This window comes from Kitasatospora purpeofusca (assembly GCF_036010405.1).
GTDB classification, from domain to species: domain Bacteria; phylum Actinomycetota; class Actinomycetes; order Streptomycetales; family Streptomycetaceae; genus Kitasatospora; species Kitasatospora purpeofusca.
The window spans coordinates 4,337,923-4,355,711 of the sequence record NZ_CP108561.1; the positions used below are offsets into that span (position 1 = coordinate 4,337,923).

Sequence of the window (17,789 nt, forward strand, 5' to 3'; positions counted from 1 at the left end):
GGCCGGTCCGGGCGCCACCGGGTTCAGAGCGGGGTGACGGCCTTGAGGACGAGGAGGAGGGCGACGGCCGCGTTGAGGGCGCAGAGGGCGGAGGCGGCGGTGCCGAGGGCGGCGACCAGGGCGGCGAGGCCGGCGGGGGTGCGGGCGGGGGGCCAGTTGCGGGCGGTGGGGACGGGGCCGAGGAGGGCCGCGACCCGGCGGGGGACAGGGCCGGGGGCGGCGAAGGCGGGGAACACCATGTAGGCGGCGGGGGCCGTGCGCGAGGCGAGAGCGGCCCGGGCGACGGCGCGCGCGGTGATCCGGCGGTCGCCGACGGCCTGCGCGGACTCCTCGTCGGCCCAGCGCTCCGCGCTGTAGGCGACGGCCCGCTGGAGCGGCCGCAGGAACGGGTTGACGCAGCCGGCCAGCTGGGTGGCCAGCAGGTGGCGGTGGTGCCGATGGGTGAGGTGGGCGCGTTCGTGCGCGAGCAGCGCGGCCCGCTCGTCCTCGGCCAGGCCTTCGAGCATGCCGGTGGAGACGACCACCCGCCCGGGGGAGCGCGGCGAGCCGGGCAGCGCGTAGGCGTACGGGGCCGGGTCGGGCAGCAGGGCGACGTCGGAGGCTGCGGGCAGGGCGCGGCCGAGGGCGCGCCGGGCGCGGGCACGGATCCGCAGGTGCCGGACCAGCGTGCGGCCGACCGCGAGCAGGACGACGGCGAGGACGAGCAGCGCCGCCGTGCCGACGGTCTCGTGGTAGGGCAGGGCGTCCCTGACCTCGGGGTCGGACCAGCTGTCGGGCAGTGGGTTGCCGGGGAGCTGCGCGGTGCCGACGACGCCGATCAGGCCGAGGCTGACCGCGCTGCACAGTGCCATCACGATGCTGAACCCGGTGAGCAGCCGGGCGGCGCCGCGCGGGTGGAGGTGCTGCTCGGTGAGGCGGGCGATGGGCAGCGCCGTCAGCGGCAGGACGAGCGGGAGGAAGACGAAGAAACCCACGGTGAGGAGGTCAGCCTTCGCGGTCGGGGGCCGGGGCGGTGACGCTGTCGAGCAGGGTGCGCAGCAGTTCCTCGTCGTGCGGGAGCAGGGCGGTGACGAAGCTGGCGAGCACGGCGTCCCGGTCGGGTTCGCCGTCCAGGACGCGGCGCATCCGCAGGGCGGCGAGGCCGGCGGCGTCCGAGGAGGCCTGCCAGAGGTAGGAGCGGCCGGAGCGGGTCCGGCTGACGGCGCCCTTGGCGTGCAGCCGGGAGAGGATCGTCATCACGGTGGTGTAGGCGAGGTCGCCGTCGAGGCGTTCCTGGACCCAGCCGGCGGTGGCGGGGCCGGGGGCGTGCTGGAGCACCGCCAGTACCTGGGCCTCCAGTTCGCCCTGCCCGCGCCGTCGGGCCCGCGGGTCGCCGGCCACCGGGGCGTTGGTGTCCTCTGCGGTGTCCGCGGTGTCCTCTGCCATGCCGGTCATCCTAACGAGAGGGCGGGGAGCCGGGAATCAGCGCTGTGGTTCGCGGACGTTCCGCTGCCGGTCGAGTGCGGCGATCCCGGGGTGGTGGAGGTCGAAGGCGGGCGATTCGGAGCGGATCCGGGGCAGGGTGGTGAAGTTGTGCCGGGGCGGCGGGCAGGAGGTGGCCCATTCCAGCGAGCGGCCGTAGCCCCACGGGTCGTCGGCGGTGACCCGCTGCCCGTTCCGGGCGGTGTGCCAGACGTTGTACAGGAACGGCAGGGTGGAGATGCCGAGCAGGAAGGAGCCGATGCTGGAGACGGTGTTGAGGGTGGTGAAGCCGTCGGTGGCGAGGTAGTCGGCGTAGCGGCGGGGCATGCCTTCGGCGCCGAGCCAGTGCTGGACCAGGAAGGTGCTGTGGAAGCCGGTGAAGAGGGTCCAGAAGTGGATCCGTCCGAGCCGCTCGTCGAGCATCCGGCCGGTGAACTTGGGCCACCAGAAGTGGAAGCCGGCGAACATCGCGAAGACCACCGTCCCGAACACCACGTAGTGGAAGTGGGCGACGACGAAGTACGAGTCGGAGACGTGGAAGTCGATCGGCGGGGCGGCCAGCAGCACCCCGGTGAGGCCGCCGAAGAGGAAGGTGACCAGGAAGCCGACCGTCCACAGCATCGGGGCCTCGAAGCTGAGCGAGCCCCGCCACATGGTCCCGATCCAGTTGAAGAACTTCACCCCGGTGGGCACCGCGATCAGCATCGTCATGACGGCGAAGAACGGCAGCAGCACCTGTCCGGTGACGAACATGTGGTGTGCCCAGACGGTGATCGACAGGCCGGTGATGGCGATGGTCGCGGCGATCAGGCCGGTGTAACCGAAGACCGGTTTGCGGCTGAACACCGGGATGATCTCGGTGACGATGCCGAAGAACGGCAGCGCGATGACGTAGACCTCCGGGTGTCCGAAGAACCAGAACAGGTGCTGCCAGAGCAGTGCCCCGCCGTTGGCCGCGTCGAAGGCGTGCGAGCCGAACCGGCGGTCGGACTCCAGGCAGAGCAGCGCGGCCGCCAGGACCGGGAAGGCGAAGAGCACCAGGACGGCGGTGAGCAGGGTGTTCCAGACGAAGATCGGCATCCGGAACATCGTCATCCCGGGGGCGCGGAAGCAGATGATCGTGGTGACGAAGTTGACCGAGCCGAGGATGGTGCCGAAGCCGGAGAAGGCCAGGCCCATGATCCAGAGGTCCGCGCCGACGCCGGGGCTGTGCTCGGCGCTGTTGAGCGGTGCGTAGGCGAACCAGCCGAAGTCGGCCGCGCCGTCCGGGGTGAGGAAACCGAAGACGGCGATCAGCGAGCCGAACAGGTAGAGCCAGTAGGCGAGCGCGTTCAGCCGGGGGAAGGCGACGTCGGGGGCGCCGAGCTGCAGCGGCATGATCCAGTTGGCGAACCCGGCGAACAGCGGGGTCGCGAACATCAGCAGCATGATCGTGCCGTGCATGGTGAAGAGCTGGTTGAACTGCTCGTTGGAGAGCAGTTGCAGCCCGGGGCGGGCCAGCTCGATCCGCATCAGCATCGCCATCAGCCCGCCGAGCAGGAAGAACACGAAGGCGGTGGTGAGGTAGAGGGTGCCGATCCGTTTGTGGTCGGTGGTGGTCAGCCAGCCGACCAGGGCCCGGCCGCGCCGGCGGCGGGCGGCGGCGCGGCGCCGTTCCAGGTGCGGGGCGCGCGAACGGCGTGGGGGCTGCTCCACGGGGTCCTTCGGTAGAAGAGTCACGTGCCGCGCCTTCCAGGTCCGGGCAGGGGTCGGACCAGCAGTACCGGTCGGCCCGCCGGGGCGGCCGGGGGCGCGCGGGGCGGGTCACCCGAACAGGTGCGGTCCGGTTGCCGGAAGGCGGGCGGGGTCGGACGGTCGAAGTCCGTACGTCACTCCGCACACCTGTCCGGGGCGCTTGTCCGGCCCCGGCGTCCGGTCCTGGAGGAATCCATGAGCAGCAGCACGTCGTCCACGCCTCCCGACCAGCCCCCGCCCTGGCGCTCGGGCACAGGCCAACCGCCTCCGACGTCGCACGGCGGGTTCCGCGACTGGGCGCCCGGCTTCGTGGTGTTCGCGGGTGTCCTGATGCTGATCAACGGCATCATGGAGGTCCTGCGGGGCATCATGGCGGTCCACGACGACGAGGTCTTCCTGACCACCGACCGCTACGTCTTCCGGTTCGACCTCACCGGCTGGGGCTGGATCCACATCGTCGTCGGCGCGCTGGTGGCGCTGGTCGGCGCGTTCCTCCTCACGGGCGCCACCTGGGCCCGCTACGCCGGTATCGTGCTCACCGCGGTGAGCGCCGTCGACAGCTTCCTGGCGATGCCGTACTACCCGGGCTGGTCCATCGTGGTGATCGCGCTGGACGTCTTCATCATCTGGGCGTTGTGCATCCACAAGCCCGACGCCGCCGGGCACTGATCCCGCCGACCGTGGTGGTCCGGACCCCGCCCGGGTCCGGACCACCACGCGTCACGCCCGCGCCCGCTGGGTGAGCGCGATGCAGAGCAGCACCACCACCGCCGTCACCGGCGCGGCGGCCGGCAGCACCTCGCCGAGCAGCAGCACCGACCAGATCAGCGTCAGCAGCGGCTGCGCCAGCTGGAGCTGGCTCGCCCTCGGCACGCCGATCGCCGCCATCCCGCGGTACCAGACCACGAACCCGCCGAACTGCGACACCACCGCCGTGTACGCCAGTCCGGCCAGCGCCTTCCCGCCGAACTCCACCGGCTCGGCGGGCAGCGCCAGCGCCGTGGTCAGCACGGTGACCGGCAGCGCCGCGACCACCGCCCAGCCGATCACCTGCCAGCCGGGCAGCTCCCGGGAGATCCGCCCGCCCTCCGCGTACCCGGCCGCGCAGACCAGCAGCGCCGCGAACAGGTACAGGTCGGCGAGGCCGGGCCGCCCGTGGCTCTGCAGCAGGGTGAAGCCGAGCACGGCCACCGCCCCGGCCAGGGCCGCGCCCCAGAAGAGCCGGGACGGCCGGGCGCCGGAGCGGCCGGCCCGGAGCGCGGCGACGGCCGCGGTGGCCAGCGGCAGCACTCCGATGACGACCGCCGAGTGGGCGGTCGAGGAGGTGCGCAGGGCCAGCGTGGTGAGCAGCGGGAAGCCGAGGACGCAGCCCGCCGAGACCACCAGCAGGCCGGGCCAGTGCCGCCGCTCGGGCAGTGGGACGCGGGCCGCGGCCAGGCAGAGCGCGGCGAGCACTCCGGCGAGCACTCCGCGCAGGCCGGTCGCGGTCCAGGGGCCGAAGCCGGTCAGCGCCCAGGCGGTGGCGGGGAAGCTGAAGGAGAAGCAGAGGACACCCAGGGCGGCCTGCGCGGTACCGGCGGAGCCCCCCGTCCCGGGTGCGGCCTTCGGCGGCGCGGTCGCCTCTGCAGCGGCCGGGGCCGTCGTACGCGCCGTAGCGGGCCGGTCCGCTATCGCCGAACGGAGGGTAGCGCTATCTTGTACTCTCATGAGTGAGCGTAGCAGTGTGACCGAACTCGCCGACAGTCTGCGGCGAGAAGTCGAGCGCTACCCGGAAGGACGGAAGCTGCCGTCGAGCCGGGCCCTGATGGAACGCCACCAGGTCAGCCCGGGCACGGTCTCCCGCGCCATCGCCGTGCTCTCCGCCGAGGGGCTCGTCGTCTCCCGCCCGGGCGCCGGGGTGTTCCGCGCGGCGCCCTTCACGACCGGCCCCGCGACCGGCGGCCGCCGGGCCCCGTCCGCTACCGCCCGCCCCGGCGACCTCTCCTGGCAGGAGATCGCCCTCAGCAGCGAGGGCGGACCGCGCGACCTGCTGGCCGCCCCGGTGTTCGCCACCCTGCGGGTACCGCCGCCCGACGTCATCGACCTCAACAGCGGCTACCCGCACGCCTCCCTGCTGCCCGAACGGCTGCTCGCCGCCGCCCTGGCCCGGGCCGGACGCCGCCCCGGAGCCTGGGAGCGCCCGCCCACCGACGGCCTCACCGAGCTGCGCGGCTGGTTCGCCCGCGACATCGGCGGCCACGACGGGCCGATCGCCACCGGGGACGTCCTGCTCACCTCCGGCGGGCAGAGCGGCCTCACAGTGGCGATGCGCTCCCTCGCCGCGCCCGGCGCACCGGTCCTGGTGGAGTCGCCGACCTACCCGGGCATCCTGGCGGTGGTCCGGGCGGCCGGACTGCGGCCCGTCCCGGTGCCGGTCGACGCCGACGGCGTCCGCACCGACCTGCTGGCGGACGCCTTCGAGGCCACCAGGGCGCGGGTCTTCGTCTGCCAGCCGCTGTTCCAGAACCCGACCGGCGCGGTGCTCTCCCCCGAGCGCCGGGCCGAGGTGCTCCGGATCGCCCGGGCGGCCGGGGCTTTCGTCGTCGAGGACGACTTCTCCCGGCTGCTGGTCCACGCGGACGCCCCCGCCCTGCCCCGGCCGCTCGCCGCCGACGACCGCGACGGGGTGGTGGTGCACCTGCGTTCGCTCACCAAGGCCGCCTCGCCCAACCTGCGGGTCGGCGCCCTCACCGCGCGCGGCCCGGCCCTGGCCCGGCTGCGGGCCACCCAGGTGGTGGACAGCTTCTTCGTGCCCCGGCCGCTCCAGGAGGCGACGCTGGAACTCGTCGCCGACCCGGGCTGGGCCCGTCATCTGCGCGCGCTCGGCACCGAGCTGCGCAACCGCCGCACCGCCGCCGTCGCCGCCCTGCACCGCGAGCTCCCGGGCGTGCTCGGCAGCTACCGCCCCGGCGGCTACCACCTGTGGCTGCGGCTGCCCGAGGGCGTCGACGACGGTGTGCTCACCGCCGCCGCCATGCGGGCCGGTGTCCAGGTGACCCCCGGCCGCCCGTACCACGCGGCCGAACCGCCGGCCGCCAATCTGCGGCTCAGCTACGCCGCCGCCGAGACCTCCGCCCAGGTGGTGGAGGGGATCCACCGGCTCCGGGCGGTCCTGGACGAGGTCACGACGGGCTGACGGCGGCCTCGACCTCGTCCGGTACCGCTACCGGTGGCCGGCCAGCCGCTCCAGCCGGGCGATCCGCTCGGCCATCGGCGGGTGGGTCGAGAACAGCTTCGTACCGGCCTCGCCCGGCCGGAACGGGCTGGCGATCATCATGTGGCTGGCGGTCTTGATCTGCGGCTCCGGCGGCAGCGGCAGCTGCCGGGTGCCCGCGTCCAGCTTGCGCAGCGCGCTCGCCAGGGCCAGCGGGTCGCCGGTGATCCGGGCGCCGTCGGCGTCGGCCTGGTACTCCCGGGAGCGGCTGACCGCCAGCTGGATCAGCGAGGCGGCGACCGGGCCGAGGATCATGATCGCGAGCAGCCCGAACAGGCCCGGGCCGTCGTCGTCGTCACCCCGGCCGAACGGGATCAGCCAGGCGAAGTTCACCAGGAACATCACCACCGAGGCGAGCGCGCCGGCCACCGAGGAGATCAGGATGTCCCGGTTGTAGACGTGGCTCAGCTCGTGGCCGAGGACTCCGCGCAGCTCGCGCTCGTCGAGCAGCTGCAGGATGCCGTCGGTGCAGCAGACCGCCGCGTTGCGCGGGTTGCGGCCGGTGGCGAAGGCGTTCGGGGCCGGGGTCGGCGAGATGTAGAGCCGGGGCATCGGCTGGCGCGCCGAGGTGGAGAGCTCCCGGACGATCCGGTACAGCCGCGGCGCCTCGATCTCGCTCACCGGACGGGCCCGCATCGCGCGCAGGGCGAGCTTGTCGCTGTTCCAGTAGGCGTAGGCGTTGGTGCCGAGGGCGACCAGCAGGGCGATCACGAAGCCCGTACGGCCGAAGAAGGAGCCGATCACCAGGATCAGCGCCGAGAGGCCCCCGAGCAGGGCGGCGGTCCTCAGTCCGTTGTGCCGGCGATGCACGGGTGGCCCTCCAATGGTGCGTGGGGAAGCCCTTTCTGCCTCGTCCCTCCTGCCCGGTCAACGGGTGGGGGCCGGGGCCTTGTTCCCTTGTGACCGGCATGACACCCGACCGGGGGACGCGGCCCCGTCCCGGCGCGTCCGCCGGGCGGGGTTCAGAACAGCGAACCGCCGACCACCTGGAGCACCAGCTGCGGGGCCACCGAGAGCACCACCGCGACCGAGGCGGTGAGGCCCAGGGTGGCGGTCAGCGACACCGGCAGGCGCCGCTCGGGGGCCGCGGCCGCGCGCTCCCCCGCCCCTTCCGCGGGGGCCGCCTCCGGGGCCGGGGCGAACAGCACGGCGGTCCAGCGCAGGTAGTAGTACAGCGCGACAACCACATTGACGGCCATCACCACGGCCAGCCAGCCCAGCCCGGCGTCGACGGCGGCCCGGAACACCACGACCTTGCCGAACAGGCCGATCACGCCCGGCGGCAGCCCGGCCAGGCAGAGCAGGAAGAACGCCAGCGCCAGCGCCGTCCAGCGGCGCCGGGCGAACAGCCCGCGGAAGTCGTCCACGCCGGCCTCGGAACGGCGGCCGACCGCCGCCACCACGCCGAAGGCGCCCAGGTTGACCACGCCGTAGATCAGCGCGTACGCGGCGGTGGCGCCCAGCGGATCGGTCGTGGTCGGCGCGTAGCCGGCCGCGGCCAGCGGCACCAGCAGGTAGCCGGCCTGGCCCACCGAGGACCAGGCGAGCAGCCGGACCGCGCTGTACCGGGTGTCGAAGCGCTGGCGCAGCGCGCCCGCGTTGCCGACCGTCATGGTGACGGCGGCCAGCACCGCGAGCACCAGGCCCCAGGTGTGCGCGTACGGGCGGAAGGCGATGGTGGTGACCAGCGCCAGTCCGGCCAGACCGGCCGCCTTGCCGACCACCGAGAGGTAGCCGGCCACCGGCAGCGGGGCGCCGGTGTAGGTGTCCGGCACCCAGAAGTGGAACGGCACGGCGGCGACCTTGAAGGCGAAGCCGGCCAGCGTGAGCACGGCTCCCGCCTCGGCCAGCGGCTTCAGCTGCGCGGGGGCGTGCTCCAGTCCGGTGGCGACGGCGCCCAGGTGCAGGCTGCCGCTCGCCGCGTAGACGAAGCCGATGCCGAGCAGCATCACGGCGGTCGCGGTGACGGAGGACAGGAAGAACTTGAGCGCGGCCTCGGCGCCCCGGCCGTCCCGGCGCAGCGCGACCAGGGCGAAGGCGGGCAGCGAGGCCACTTCCAGGGCGATCACCAGGGTGGCGAGGTCGCGGGAGGCGGGCAGCAGCGCGGCGCCAGTGGCGCTGGAGAGCAGCAGGAACCAGTACTCGCCGCCGGGCAGCTCCTCGCGCTCCACCGTGTGGGCGGACAGCAGGGCGGCGATCAGCGCGCCGCCGAGCGCCAGCAGCTGGAAGACCAGCGCGAAGTGGTCGGCGACGTAGGAGCAGCCTGCGTTGTCAGTGGCTCCTGTTACGTTCTGCGCACAGAAGGTGGCTCGGGGTGATCCGCCGGTGAGCGGAAGGAGCGAGACGATGGCCAGGGCGAGTCCGGCGGCGGTGAGCCGGCCCAGCCAGCGCTTGTGCCGCGCGGGCAGGAAGAGGTCGGTGACCAGCACGGCGAGGGCGGCCAGCGCGGCGATCAGCGGGGGCGCGATCGCCAGCCAGTCCACGGACTGGATCAGGCTGCCCGGGTTGGCGACGGCGAGGGAGGTCACAGTGGTCTGCCCCGTGGAGTGAGATCCGAGTGCGGTGCCGAGCATGGTCAGCCACCGCCGAGCAGGTGCTTGACGGCGGGGTCGGAGAGGCCGAGCAGGAGCGCGGGCCAGAGGCCGGCGAGCAGGGTGAGGGCGGCCAGCGGCGTCCAGCTGACGGCCTCGTAGGGGCGGAGGTCGGCGAGCTCCGCCACCGGCGCGGGCTGCTTCGGGTCGCCCATGCAGACGCGCCTGACCACGATCAGCAGATAGGCGGCGGTGAGGAGGGTGCCGAGACCGGCCAGGACCATGTAGGTGACGAACGCGGGGCGCGAGAGGCCCTCGGCCGGGTCGAACGCGCCGAACATCGCGAGCAGCTCGCCCCAGAAGCCGGCCAGGCCCGGCAGGCCGAGGCTGGCGACGGCGGCGAAGGCGAGCAGCGCGCCGAGCCGGGGCGCCCGCCCGTAGAGGGCGCCGCCGGTGGCACCGGCCAGGGTGTCGAGGTCCGCCGTGCCGTAGCGGTCCTTGAGCGCCCCGACCACGAAGAACAGCAGGCCGGTGATCAGGCCGTGCGCGATGTTGGCGAACAGCGCGCCGTTGACCCCCACCGGGGTGAGGGAGGCGATGCCCAGCAGGACGAAGCCCATGTGGCCGACGGAGGAGTAGGCGATCAGGCGCTTGAGGTCGCCCTTGGCACCGGTCCGGGCCAGGGCGAGACAGGCCAGCGAGCCGTAGACGATGCCGACGGCGGCGAACGCGCCCAGGTAGGGGGCGAGCGTCGTGGTGCCGTCCGGGACGACCGGGAGGAGGACGCGGACCAGGCCGTAGGTGCCCATCTTCAGCAGCACGCCGGCGAGCAGGACGGAGCCCACCGTCGGGGCGGCCGTGTGCGCGTCCGGGAGCCAGCTGTGCAGCGGCCAGGCGGGGGCCTTGACCGCGAGCCCGACCATGATCGCCAGCGCGGCGATCACCTGGGTGGAGTGGCTCAGGCCGGAGCCGCGGGCGGCGGCGAGGGCCTGCATGTCGAAGGTGCCCGCCTTGAGGCCGACCAGCAGGAAGCCGAGCAGCATCACGGCCGAGCCGAGCAGCGTGTACAGGATGAACCGGTTCGCGGCCGGCACCTTGGCGCCGCTCCCCCAGCGGGCGATCAGGAAGTACATCGGGATCAGCACGATCTCGAAGGCCAGGAAGAAGAGCACCAGGTCCAGCACCGCGAAGGTGGCCAGCATGCCCACTTCGAGGAGGAGGAACAGCCCGACGAAGGACCGGGCCGAGGGCACGCCCTCGCCGGACGGCAGCCGCCGCTCCGAGTACAGCGCGCAGAGGAAGGTGAGCAGCGAGGTCAGCACCAGCAGCGGCAGCGAGACGCCGTCCACCCCGAGGTGGAGGCGCACCCCGATGGCCGGGATCCAGGCCACGTCGGTGGTGGCCTGCATCCGGGCGGGCTGGTCGTGGTCGAAGCCGGCCGCCAGGGCGACGGTGAGCACCAGGACGGCGCCGGTCAGCACCGTGCCGAAGCGCAGCGCCCTCCGGTCGGCGGCGGCCGGGTCCGGGCCGAACACCGGGGCCAGGGTGAGCGCGGCGCCGAGCAGCGGCAGCACCAGGAGGGCGATGAGGACCGCGTTCATCGGGCGCTCCTAGTAACAGCCGCGGGCGAGGACGGGAGGTACGGCATCGGCTACACCGCCACCAGGACGGCCAGCAGGACGACACCGGCGAGCAGCGCGCTGAGGTAGGTCTGCGCGTTGCCGGTCTGCGCCAGCCGGACGACCCGGCCGAGCAGGTCGGCCCCGGCACCGCTGCCGCGCACGTACGTCTCCACGACCTCGCGGTCGAGGAAGCGGACGAGCCGGGCCGCGGCCTCCACCGGGCGGACGAACAGCGCGCTGTAGAGCCGGTCGACGCCGAAGCCGTGCCGGGCCGGGCCGAACAGCGGGCCCAGCAGGGCGCGCCCGGGATCGGCGACGATCACCTCGGCGGCCGGGGCTCCGGCCTGCTCGGGCACCCGGCCGTGCTCCGCCGGGGCGGGCAGGCCGTCGGTGACCCGGGCGGTGGCCGAGCGCCAGGCGCCGTAGGCGAGCAGTACGCCGACCACGGCCAGGCCGGTACCGGTGACGGCGGTGACCGCGGAGGGCTTCAGCGAGCCGCCGTCCAGCAGCGCGGGCAGCCAGTCCGAGCGCAGGCCGGCGATGCCGAAGCCCATGGTCGGGACGGCCAGCACCCACAGCGGCCAGCGCATCGCGGGCGGTTCGGCGACGGCCGGGTCGGCCTCGTCCGGCTCGGGCGAGTACGGCGCGTCGGGCTCGTGGTCGGCGGCGGCCGACAGCCCGGGCGCCGCTGCGGCAGCGGGCACCGCGGCGCCCGCCGGGCTGTGGAAGGCCACCAGGAAGAGCCTGGCCGCGTACGCCGCCGTGAGCAGTGCGGTGAGCCCGGCCGAGATCAGCACGATCCAGCCGGCCGCCTGCGGCACCGCCGAGGCCGGGCCGAGGCCGTTGGTCAGCGCCTCGCCGTTGGCGGCGTGCTCGGCGGCGGTCAGCACCGCCTCCTTGCTGAAGAAGCCGGAGAACGGCGGCAGGCCGATCAGGGCGACCAGCGCGATGGCCATGGTCCAGTAGGCGTCCGGGACGCGCTTGCGCAGCCCGGGGATCCTGGACATCGCCGAGATCGAGTTGGTGTGCGCGGCGTGGATCACCACACCGGCGGCGAGGAACAGCAGCGCCTTGAACGCGCCGTGGCTGACCAGGTGGAAGACCGAGGCCTCGCGGTCGCCGCTGGCGAGCGCGCCCGCCATGTAGCCGAGCTGGCCGACGGTCGAGTAGGCGAGCACCCGCTTGAGGTCGTCCTGGGCCAGCGCGCAGAGCGCCGAGCCGATCATCGTCACGGCGGCCATCACCGCCAGGACCACCAGCGCCGCCCCGGACAGCAGGAAGACCGGCAGCAGCCGGGCCACCAGGTAGATGCCGGCGGCGACCATGGTCGCCGCGTGGATCAGGGCGGAGACCGGCGTCGGACCGGCCATCGCGTCCGGGAGCCAGGTGTGCAGCGGGAACTGCGCGCTCTTGCCCGCCACCCCGGCCAGCAGGAGCAGCGCGATCAGTGTCGGGTGGCCGAGCTGCCCGTCGCCGGCGGCCCGCAGCACGTCCTCGATCCGGAAGCTGCCGGCGTCGGCGCCGAGCAGGAAGATGCCGAACAGGAACGGCACGTCGCCCAGCTTGGTGACCAGGAAGGCCTTCAGCGAGGCGGAGCGGGCGTCCTCGGTCTCCCAGTGGTGGCCGATCAGGAAGTACGAGCAGATGCCCATGACCTCCCAGCCGACCAGCAGCACGATCAGGTCGCCGGAGTACACGACCAGGAACATCGCCGCCGTGAACAGCGAGACCAGCGCCGCGTACGAGGGGTAGCGCGGATCGTCCTTGAGGTAGGCGGTCGAGTAGACCTGGACGCAGGTGGCGACCAGGCCGACCAGCACCGAGATCAGCGAGCTGTAGCCGTCCAGGTGGATCGCGAGCGAGATCTCCGGGCCGCCGGTCGGGGTGAGCCGGGTGGCGGCGTCCAGCACCTGGCCGGTGCCGAGCTGGATCGCGACCACCAGGGCGAGCACGGCCGAGACCGCGACCGGCACGATCGCCAGCGGCCGGGCCAGGCCCGGGGAGCGGCGGCCGACGGCCAGGGTGGCGGCCGCGCCGAGCGCGGGCAGGGCGGGGACGAGGACGGGCAGGGCGAGGTTCATGCGGCGGACCGGCCCTTCAGCGCCTCGGTCCCGACCGATGTCCCGGTCCCGACCGGCACCTCGTCGACATCGGCGGTGGATTCGGCCGGGTCGCCGAGCGCGGTGACCCGGTCGATGTCCGCCGTGCCCCGGGCCCGGAAGAGCAGCAGGACGATGGCGAGCCCGAGCCCGATCTCGGCGGCGGCGATCGTGATGGTGAACAGGGTCAGCGCCTGGCCGGCGTGCAGCGAGTCGCGCAGCCAGGCGTCGAAGGCGACCAGGTTGAGGTTGACGGCGTTGAGCATCAGCTCGACGGACATCAGCACCAGGATCACGTTGCGCCGGGCGAGGACGCCGTAGACGCCGACGCTGAACAGCAGCGCGGCGAGGACGACGGGGTAGGCGAGGTGCATCAGCTCTCCTCCGCCGGAGCGGTCTCGGGGGCCTCGGCGGCGGGCGCGGCGGCCGCCCGCTGGGCGACCGTCCCGTTGGAGCCCACCGGGCGGCCGGCCCGGATCCGCCCGGCCCGGGGCACCGGGACCCGCCGGCCCGCACCGCGCGACAGCACGATGGCCCCGACGAGCGCGGCCAGCAGCAGCACCGAGAGCGCCTCGAAGGGCAGCACCCAGGTGCGGAACAGGCTGGCCCCGGTCACCGCGGCCGAGCCGCCGCCCGCGCCGAGGTCGATCCAGGACGTCCGGAAGGCGTCCACGACCAGCGTCACCAGGGTCCCGGCCGAGGCCAGCGCGACCACCAGGGCGACCCAGCGGTTGTTGGAGTCGGCGTCCGGCGAGCGCCCGATCGGCGCCTTGGTGAGCATCAGTCCGAACAGCACCAGCACGACCACCGAGCCGAGGTAGATCAGCACCTGGACCCAGGCGATGAACTCGGCGGTGAGCAGCAGGAACTCCACCGCCAGCCCGCCGAGCGCGGCGACCAGCCACAGCGCGGCGTGCACCAGCTGCCTGGTGGTCACGGCGACCACGGCCGAGCCGAGCACGGCGATGCCGACCAGCAGGAAGACGATCTCCACCCCGGTCGGGGAGAGGAAGGAGCGCGCGGCCGGGTCCAGCGGCCCGGTCGCGGCGAGCAGGGCGGCGGCGCTCACTGCGCGTCACCCCCCTGTTCGAGAGCCGCGGCGGCGGCCGCCGCGAGCTTGTCGGCGGCCTTCCGCGCGGTGGCGATCTCCTTGGGCTCCTCGGCCGCCGGGTCCAGCGCCGGCGGCACCGGCACCGTCCACATCCACTCCCGGAGCCGGTCCCGCTCGTGGGTCAGTTCCAGGATGTCGGTCTCCGCGTACTCGAACTCGGGCGACCAGAACAGCGCGTCGAACGGGCACACCTCGATGCAGATCCCGCAGTACATGCAGAGCGAGAAGTCGATGGCGAACCGGTCCAGCACATTGCGGGTGCGGGCGCGCGCGTTCGGGTCGGCGGCCGGCAGCGTCTCCTTGTGGGAGTCGATGTAGATGCACCAGTCCGGGCACTCACGGGCGCAGAGCATGCAGACCGTGCAGTTCTCCTCCAGCAGCGCGATCACCCCGCGCGAACGGGGCGGGAGCGCGGGCTGCGTGTCGGGGTACTGCGCGGTGACGGTCTTCCTCGTCATCGTCCGCAGGGTGACGGCCAGGCCCTTGGCCAGGCCCGCACCGGGGAAACTCATGAGATCGCCACCTTGATGATGCCGGTGAGGGCCAGCTGGACGAGGGCGAGCGGGATCAGCACCGTCCACGCGAAGCGCATCAGCTGGTCCTCGCGCAGCCGGGGGTAGGTGACCCGCAGCCAGATCACCACGAAGGCCAGCGCGAAGGTCTTCAGCAGGGTCCACAGCCAGCCGAGCTGGTCCGGCAGCGGGCCGTGCCAGCCACCGAGGAACAGCACCGCGGTCAGCGCGGAGACCACCAGGATGCCCACGTACTCGGAGAGCAGGAACAGCGCGAAGCGCAGACCGGTGTACTCGGTGTACGCGCCGAAGATGATCTCCGAATCGGCGACCGGCATGTCGAACGGCGGGCGCTGCAGCTCGGCCAGACCGGCCGTGAAGAACACGAAGGCGCCGATGATCTGCCACGGGATCCAGTACCACTGCCAGGCGTCCACGATCCCGGGCAGCGAGAGCGTCCCGGCGGCCATCGCGACCGAGGCCGCGGCGAGCACCATCGGCAGCTCGTAGGACATCAGCTGCGCGGCCGTGCGCAGACCGCCGAGCAGCGAGAACTTGTTGGCCGAGGCCCAGCCCGCCATCAGCTTGCCGATCACACCGACACCCATGACGGCCAGCACGAAGAACAGGCCGGCGTCGATCGCCTGCCCGACGAAGCCGTCCGGGCCGACCGGGATCGCCAGCAGCACGAAGAGGTACGGCAGCAGCGAGACGGCGGGGGCCAGCTGGAAGATCCGGCGATCGGCCCCGGCCGGGACGATGTCCTCCTTCTGCGCGAACTTCACCCCGTCCGCGATCAGCTGCGCCCAGCCGTGGAAGCCACCGGCGTACATCGGGCCGAGCCGGCCCTGCATGTGCGCCATCACCTTGTGCTCGGTCTGGCCGATGACCAGGGGGAGGGTGAGGAAGACGACCAGCGTGGCGACGCAGCGCAGCACCGTGTCGAGCAGGTTCACGCGCCGTCTCCGTCCTGGCCGGCCGACCCGGCCGGCGGCTCGCTCGTCTTCCGCTCCCCGGCGGCGGTCCCGTCCGAGGGCTCGGCGGGCCCGTCCGAAGGCTCGGCGGGCTCAGCGGCGCGCTCGTCCGAAGCCGCCTTCGCCTCGTCCGCAGGCCCGTCGTGGGCCGGTACCGGGTTGTGCCAGGGCGCGTCGGAGGACTGCGTCCGGGACGGCGCGGTCCGCGCGGGCCCGGGCTCCGGGGCAGCGGCGGCCGCACCGGCCTCCGCCTGGCTCACCGAGCCGTCGGACACCGACCTGGTCCGCCGGGGACGGTCCGCCCGTACCGGCGGCGCGGCAGCGTCGTCCACGGCGGCGACACCCTCGGCAGCGGCGCCCGCCTGGCTCGTCGACCCGTCGGAGACCGACCTGGTCCGACGCGGACGGTCCGCCCGCACCGCGGCAGCGCCCTCGGCCCCGGCAGCGCTCTCGGCACCCGCCGCACCCGCCGCACCCGCCGCACCGGCGGCACCGGCCGCACCCGCGGCGGCCCGCGGCGTCCGGGCCGCGCCGGCGGCCCTGGCAGCCCTGGCAGGACGCTCGGCCACCGGCGGCAGGGTGCCCTTGAGCGGCCCCCACTCGTTCGGGTCCGGCACCCCGGCCGGCTGCATCTTGCGCCTCGCCGGCCCGTCGCCCTCGGACTCGCCCGGCTCCTTGGCACCCGGCCAGGCCTTGGCGACCCGCGCCGCGAGCACGAACTCCTTGCGCAGCGGGTGCCCCTCGAAGCCGTCCGGGAGCAGCAGGGTGACCAGGTGGGGGTGCCCGGGGAAGTCGATGCCGAACATCTCGTGCGTCTCGCGCTCGTGCCAGGCGGCCCCGGCGTACACGGCGACGGCGGTCGGCAGCGCGGCCCCGGCCCGGGGCACCCGGGTGCGCACCGCCAGGTGGCGCACGCCGGGGGCGTCGACGGCGGCGAGGTGGGCGACCACCGAGAAGCCGTCGGCGAGCTCGTCGACGGCGCTGAGCCAGTCGAAGAAGGTCAGGCCGAGGGTGTCCCGGGCCGAGGTGAGCGCCTCGATCCAGTGCTCGGCGGGCACGTCGACGGTGATCAGCCCGTATGCCTCGGCGCCGGTCGCCCACTCCCCGACCGACGCCGCGTACTGCTCGGCCGTGGTCACGAGACCCCTCCCTCGACGGTTCCGGGGCCCCCGGCCGTACCGCTGTCGGTACCGCTGCCACGCGTGCTCGCGACAGCCTCCGGCCCGGGCACCGGCGGACGCCGCAGCGCCGACACGGGCGCGGCGTAGCGGTCGGGCAGGGACTCGGCGGCGATCTTCTCCTGGAGCTTGAGGATGCCCTGGAGCAGCGCCTCGGGCCGAGGCGGGCAGCCGGGCACGTAGACATCGACCGGGATGATCTGGTCGACGCCCTTGGTGACGGAGTAGGAGTCCCAGTACGGGCCGCCGGAGTTGGAGCAGGCGCCGAAGGAGATGACGTACTTCGGCTCGGGCATCTGCTCGTAGAGGCGCTTCACGGCGGGCGCCATCTTGTCGGTCACCGTCCCCGAGACGATCATCAGATCGGCCTGCCGGGGGCCCGGCGCGAAGGGAATGACACCCATCCGGATGAAGTCGTGCTTGGCCATCGACGCCGCGATGAACTCGATCGCGCAGCAGGCGAGGCCGAAGTTGAAGCACCAGAGGCTGTAGCGCCGCCCCCAGTTGAGCACCACCTTGACCGGGTCCGGCGCGAGCCGGGCCAGCGGGCCGATGCCGCGCCGCTCCACGGCGGCACCGGGGTTCGACGGGTCCGGCACGCCCAGCGGAACCGGACCGCCGGCGGCGCCGTGCCCGTGCGGGTGCCCCTGCGCGTGGCTGTGCGTCACGTCCATTCGAGAACGCCCTTCTTCCAGGCGTAGAGCAGGCCGACCGCGAGGAAGCCGATGAAGACGAACATCTCGACCAGCGTCCCGGCGCCGTACCCGGCGGAGGCGAAGACGGTCGCCCACGGGAACAGGTAGATCGCGTCGACCGCGAAGATCACGTACAGGAAGGCGTAGACGTAGTAGCGGACCTGGGTGTGCGCCCAGTCCTCCCCCACCGGGTCCACGCCGCACTCGTAGGCGAGGAGCTTCTCCGGCGAGTACACCACCGGCCGGAGCAGTCGGTTGGCGGTGAACGCCACCGTCACGAAGAGCACGCCGACGACGGCGAGCAGGCCCATCGCGGCGTACGCGTCGAAGTAACCGCTGCCGGCCGCCGGGTCGGCCGCGACCGCAGCCGCCTGCTGCCCCACCATGCCTCGCCTCCACATCGGCCGCGGAACCCGCCCTCGGGGCGGTTCTACGACGTTCCTTTACACGCTCATAACCATCGCCAGTGCGTGAGTCTAAGTGCACCGCCCCCGTGCCCGGCATCCTGCCCGGTCCGCAAGACATCCGATGGACGGCCGGTGGACATCCGGCGGAACGCGGCGGTCACCCCGCCGTCACCCGGGCGCCCGGGACCGGGGTGGGGATAACCCCCGGTCGG

17 protein-coding genes are annotated in these 17,789 nt (G+C 73.7%); 2 read left to right on the forward strand and 15 right to left on the reverse strand.

Going from position 1 to position 17,789, the window contains the following annotated elements; translation table 11 throughout:
* Positions 1-23: 23 nt before the first annotated feature.
* From OG715_RS19110 to ctaD, 3 genes are read right to left on the reverse strand one after another with little or no spacing between them, the layout of a single operon-like run.
* Positions 24-974, reverse strand: coding sequence for a M48 family metalloprotease (locus OG715_RS19110; RefSeq protein WP_266269997.1), 951 nt, complete (start codon positions 972-974; stop codon positions 24-26).
* Between the two features lie 10 nt (positions 975-984).
* Positions 985-1,425, reverse strand: a complete 441-nt coding sequence (locus tag OG715_RS19115) for a BlaI/MecI/CopY family transcriptional regulator (protein WP_266269999.1) — start codon at positions 1,423-1,425, stop codon at positions 985-987.
* A 36-nt stretch (positions 1,426-1,461) separates the two neighbouring features.
* On the reverse strand, positions 1,462-3,120 hold the full coding sequence (ctaD, locus tag OG715_RS19120) for an aa3-type cytochrome oxidase subunit I (RefSeq protein ID WP_266271736.1): 1,659 nt from the start codon (positions 3,118-3,120) through the stop codon (positions 1,462-1,464).
* Between the two features lie 270 nt (positions 3,121-3,390).
* Here ctaD and OG715_RS19125 point away from each other — a divergent pair, with 270 nt between their 5' ends.
* Positions 3,391-3,864 (forward strand): DUF7144 family membrane protein, encoded by a 474-nt coding sequence (locus tag OG715_RS19125; RefSeq protein ID WP_323182138.1) that lies wholly within the window; start codon positions 3,391-3,393, stop codon positions 3,862-3,864.
* A gap of 51 nt (positions 3,865-3,915) precedes the next feature.
* On the opposite strand, the gene OG715_RS19130 is transcribed toward OG715_RS19125, so the two are convergent.
* Entirely contained in the window at positions 3,916-4,902 is a 987-nt protein-coding gene (locus tag OG715_RS19130; RefSeq protein WP_266270000.1) for a DMT family transporter, read from the reverse strand.
* On the opposite strand from OG715_RS19130, the gene OG715_RS19135 reads away from it, so the two are divergent.
* The gene (locus tag OG715_RS19135) at positions 4,901-6,370 is read left to right on the forward strand and encodes an aminotransferase-like domain-containing protein (protein ID WP_266270002.1); all 1,470 of its coding nucleotides are present in this window, start codon (positions 4,901-4,903) and stop codon (positions 6,368-6,370) included. The two genes, OG715_RS19130 and OG715_RS19135, sit on opposite strands and share 2 nt — an antisense overlap.
* Positions 6,371-6,397: 27 nt before the next feature.
* Here the strand turns inward: OG715_RS19135 and htpX are convergent, their stop codons facing one another.
* From htpX to OG715_RS19190, 11 genes are all read right to left on the reverse strand, one after another.
* Positions 6,398-7,258: a zinc metalloprotease HtpX gene (gene htpX / locus OG715_RS19140; RefSeq protein WP_266270003.1), complete on the reverse strand. Its 861-nt coding sequence runs from the start codon at positions 7,256-7,258 to the stop codon at positions 6,398-6,400.
* Between the two features lie 152 nt (positions 7,259-7,410).
* Positions 7,411-9,021, reverse strand: coding sequence for an NADH-quinone oxidoreductase subunit N (locus OG715_RS19145; RefSeq protein ID WP_266270004.1), 1,611 nt, complete (start codon positions 9,019-9,021; stop codon positions 7,411-7,413).
* 2 nt (positions 9,022-9,023) lie between these two features.
* A complete protein-coding gene (locus tag OG715_RS19150; protein ID WP_266270005.1) occupies positions 9,024-10,580 on the reverse strand; it encodes a complex I subunit 4 family protein in 1,557 nt (518 codons plus the stop codon).
* Between the two features lie 50 nt (positions 10,581-10,630).
* The gene (locus tag OG715_RS19155; RefSeq protein ID WP_266270006.1) at positions 10,631-12,682 is read right to left on the reverse strand and encodes an NADH-quinone oxidoreductase subunit 5 family protein; all 2,052 of its coding nucleotides are present in this window, start codon (positions 12,680-12,682) and stop codon (positions 10,631-10,633) included.
* Positions 12,679-13,074, reverse strand: coding sequence for an NADH-quinone oxidoreductase subunit NuoK (gene nuoK, locus OG715_RS19160; protein ID WP_266270007.1), 396 nt, complete (start codon positions 13,072-13,074; stop codon positions 12,679-12,681). Before nuoK ends, OG715_RS19155 begins: the two co-directional genes overlap by 4 nt.
* Complete coding sequence (locus OG715_RS19165) at positions 13,074-13,769, reverse strand: NADH-quinone oxidoreductase subunit J family protein (protein WP_266270008.1); 696 nt, start codon at positions 13,767-13,769, stop codon at positions 13,074-13,076. Before OG715_RS19165 ends, nuoK begins: the two co-directional genes overlap by 1 nt.
* Positions 13,766-14,323 carry a NuoI/complex I 23 kDa subunit family protein gene (locus OG715_RS19170; protein ID WP_266270009.1) on the reverse strand — a complete coding sequence of 186 codons (558 nt, stop codon included), beginning with the start codon at positions 14,321-14,323 and terminating at the stop codon, positions 13,766-13,768. The genes OG715_RS19165 and OG715_RS19170 overlap by 4 nt, the downstream gene beginning before the upstream one ends.
* A complete protein-coding gene (gene nuoH, locus OG715_RS19175; RefSeq protein ID WP_380383369.1) occupies positions 14,320-15,279 on the reverse strand; it encodes an NADH-quinone oxidoreductase subunit NuoH in 960 nt (319 codons plus the stop codon). Before nuoH ends, OG715_RS19170 begins: the two co-directional genes overlap by 4 nt.
* Positions 15,276-16,436: an NADH-quinone oxidoreductase subunit C gene (locus tag OG715_RS19180; RefSeq protein WP_266270010.1), complete on the reverse strand. Its 1,161-nt coding sequence runs from the start codon at positions 16,434-16,436 to the stop codon at positions 15,276-15,278. The genes nuoH and OG715_RS19180 overlap by 4 nt, the downstream gene beginning before the upstream one ends.
* Entirely contained in the window at positions 16,433-17,149 is a 717-nt protein-coding gene (locus tag OG715_RS19185; RefSeq protein ID WP_266270011.1) for an NADH-quinone oxidoreductase subunit B, read from the reverse strand. The genes OG715_RS19180 and OG715_RS19185 overlap by 4 nt, the downstream gene beginning before the upstream one ends.
* Complete coding sequence (locus OG715_RS19190; protein WP_045937876.1) at positions 17,140-17,556, reverse strand: NADH-quinone oxidoreductase subunit A; 417 nt, start codon at positions 17,554-17,556, stop codon at positions 17,140-17,142. The genes OG715_RS19185 and OG715_RS19190 overlap by 10 nt, the downstream gene beginning before the upstream one ends.
* Positions 17,557-17,789: the final 233 nt, after the last annotated feature.

What these genes read in the sequence shown, in the direction of transcription:
- OG715_RS19155 (WP_266270006.1), bottom strand. Translation starts at nt 12,682, where the DNA reads ATGAACCTCGCCCTGCCCGTCCTCGTCCCCGCCCTGCCCGCGCTCGGC.
- OG715_RS19185 (WP_266270011.1), bottom strand. Translation starts at nt 17,149, where the DNA reads ATGGACGTGACGCACAGCCACGCGCAGGGGCACCCGCACGGGCACGGC.
- OG715_RS19115 (WP_266269999.1), bottom strand. Translation starts at nt 1,425, where the DNA reads ATGGCAGAGGACACCGCGGACACCGCAGAGGACACCAACGCCCCGGTG.
- OG715_RS19145 (WP_266270004.1), bottom strand. Translation starts at nt 9,021, where the DNA reads ATGCTCGGCACCGCACTCGGATCTCACTCCACGGGGCAGACCACTGTG.
- OG715_RS19125 (WP_323182138.1), top strand. Translation starts at nt 3,391, where the DNA reads ATGAGCAGCAGCACGTCGTCCACGCCTCCCGACCAGCCCCCGCCCTGG.
- nuoK (WP_266270007.1), bottom strand. Translation starts at nt 13,074, where the DNA reads ATGCACCTCGCCTACCCCGTCGTCCTCGCCGCGCTGCTGTTCAGCGTC.
- OG715_RS19170 (WP_266270009.1), bottom strand. Translation starts at nt 14,323, where the DNA reads ATGAGTTTCCCCGGTGCGGGCCTGGCCAAGGGCCTGGCCGTCACCCTG.
- OG715_RS19130 (WP_266270000.1), bottom strand. Translation starts at nt 4,902, where the DNA reads ATGAGAGTACAAGATAGCGCTACCCTCCGTTCGGCGATAGCGGACCGG.
- OG715_RS19190 (WP_045937876.1), bottom strand. Translation starts at nt 17,556, where the DNA reads ATGGTGGGGCAGCAGGCGGCTGCGGTCGCGGCCGACCCGGCGGCCGGC.
- OG715_RS19135 (WP_266270002.1), top strand. Translation starts at nt 4,901, where the DNA reads ATGAGTGAGCGTAGCAGTGTGACCGAACTCGCCGACAGTCTGCGGCGA.
- OG715_RS19150 (WP_266270005.1), bottom strand. Translation starts at nt 10,580, where the DNA reads ATGAACGCGGTCCTCATCGCCCTCCTGGTGCTGCCGCTGCTCGGCGCC.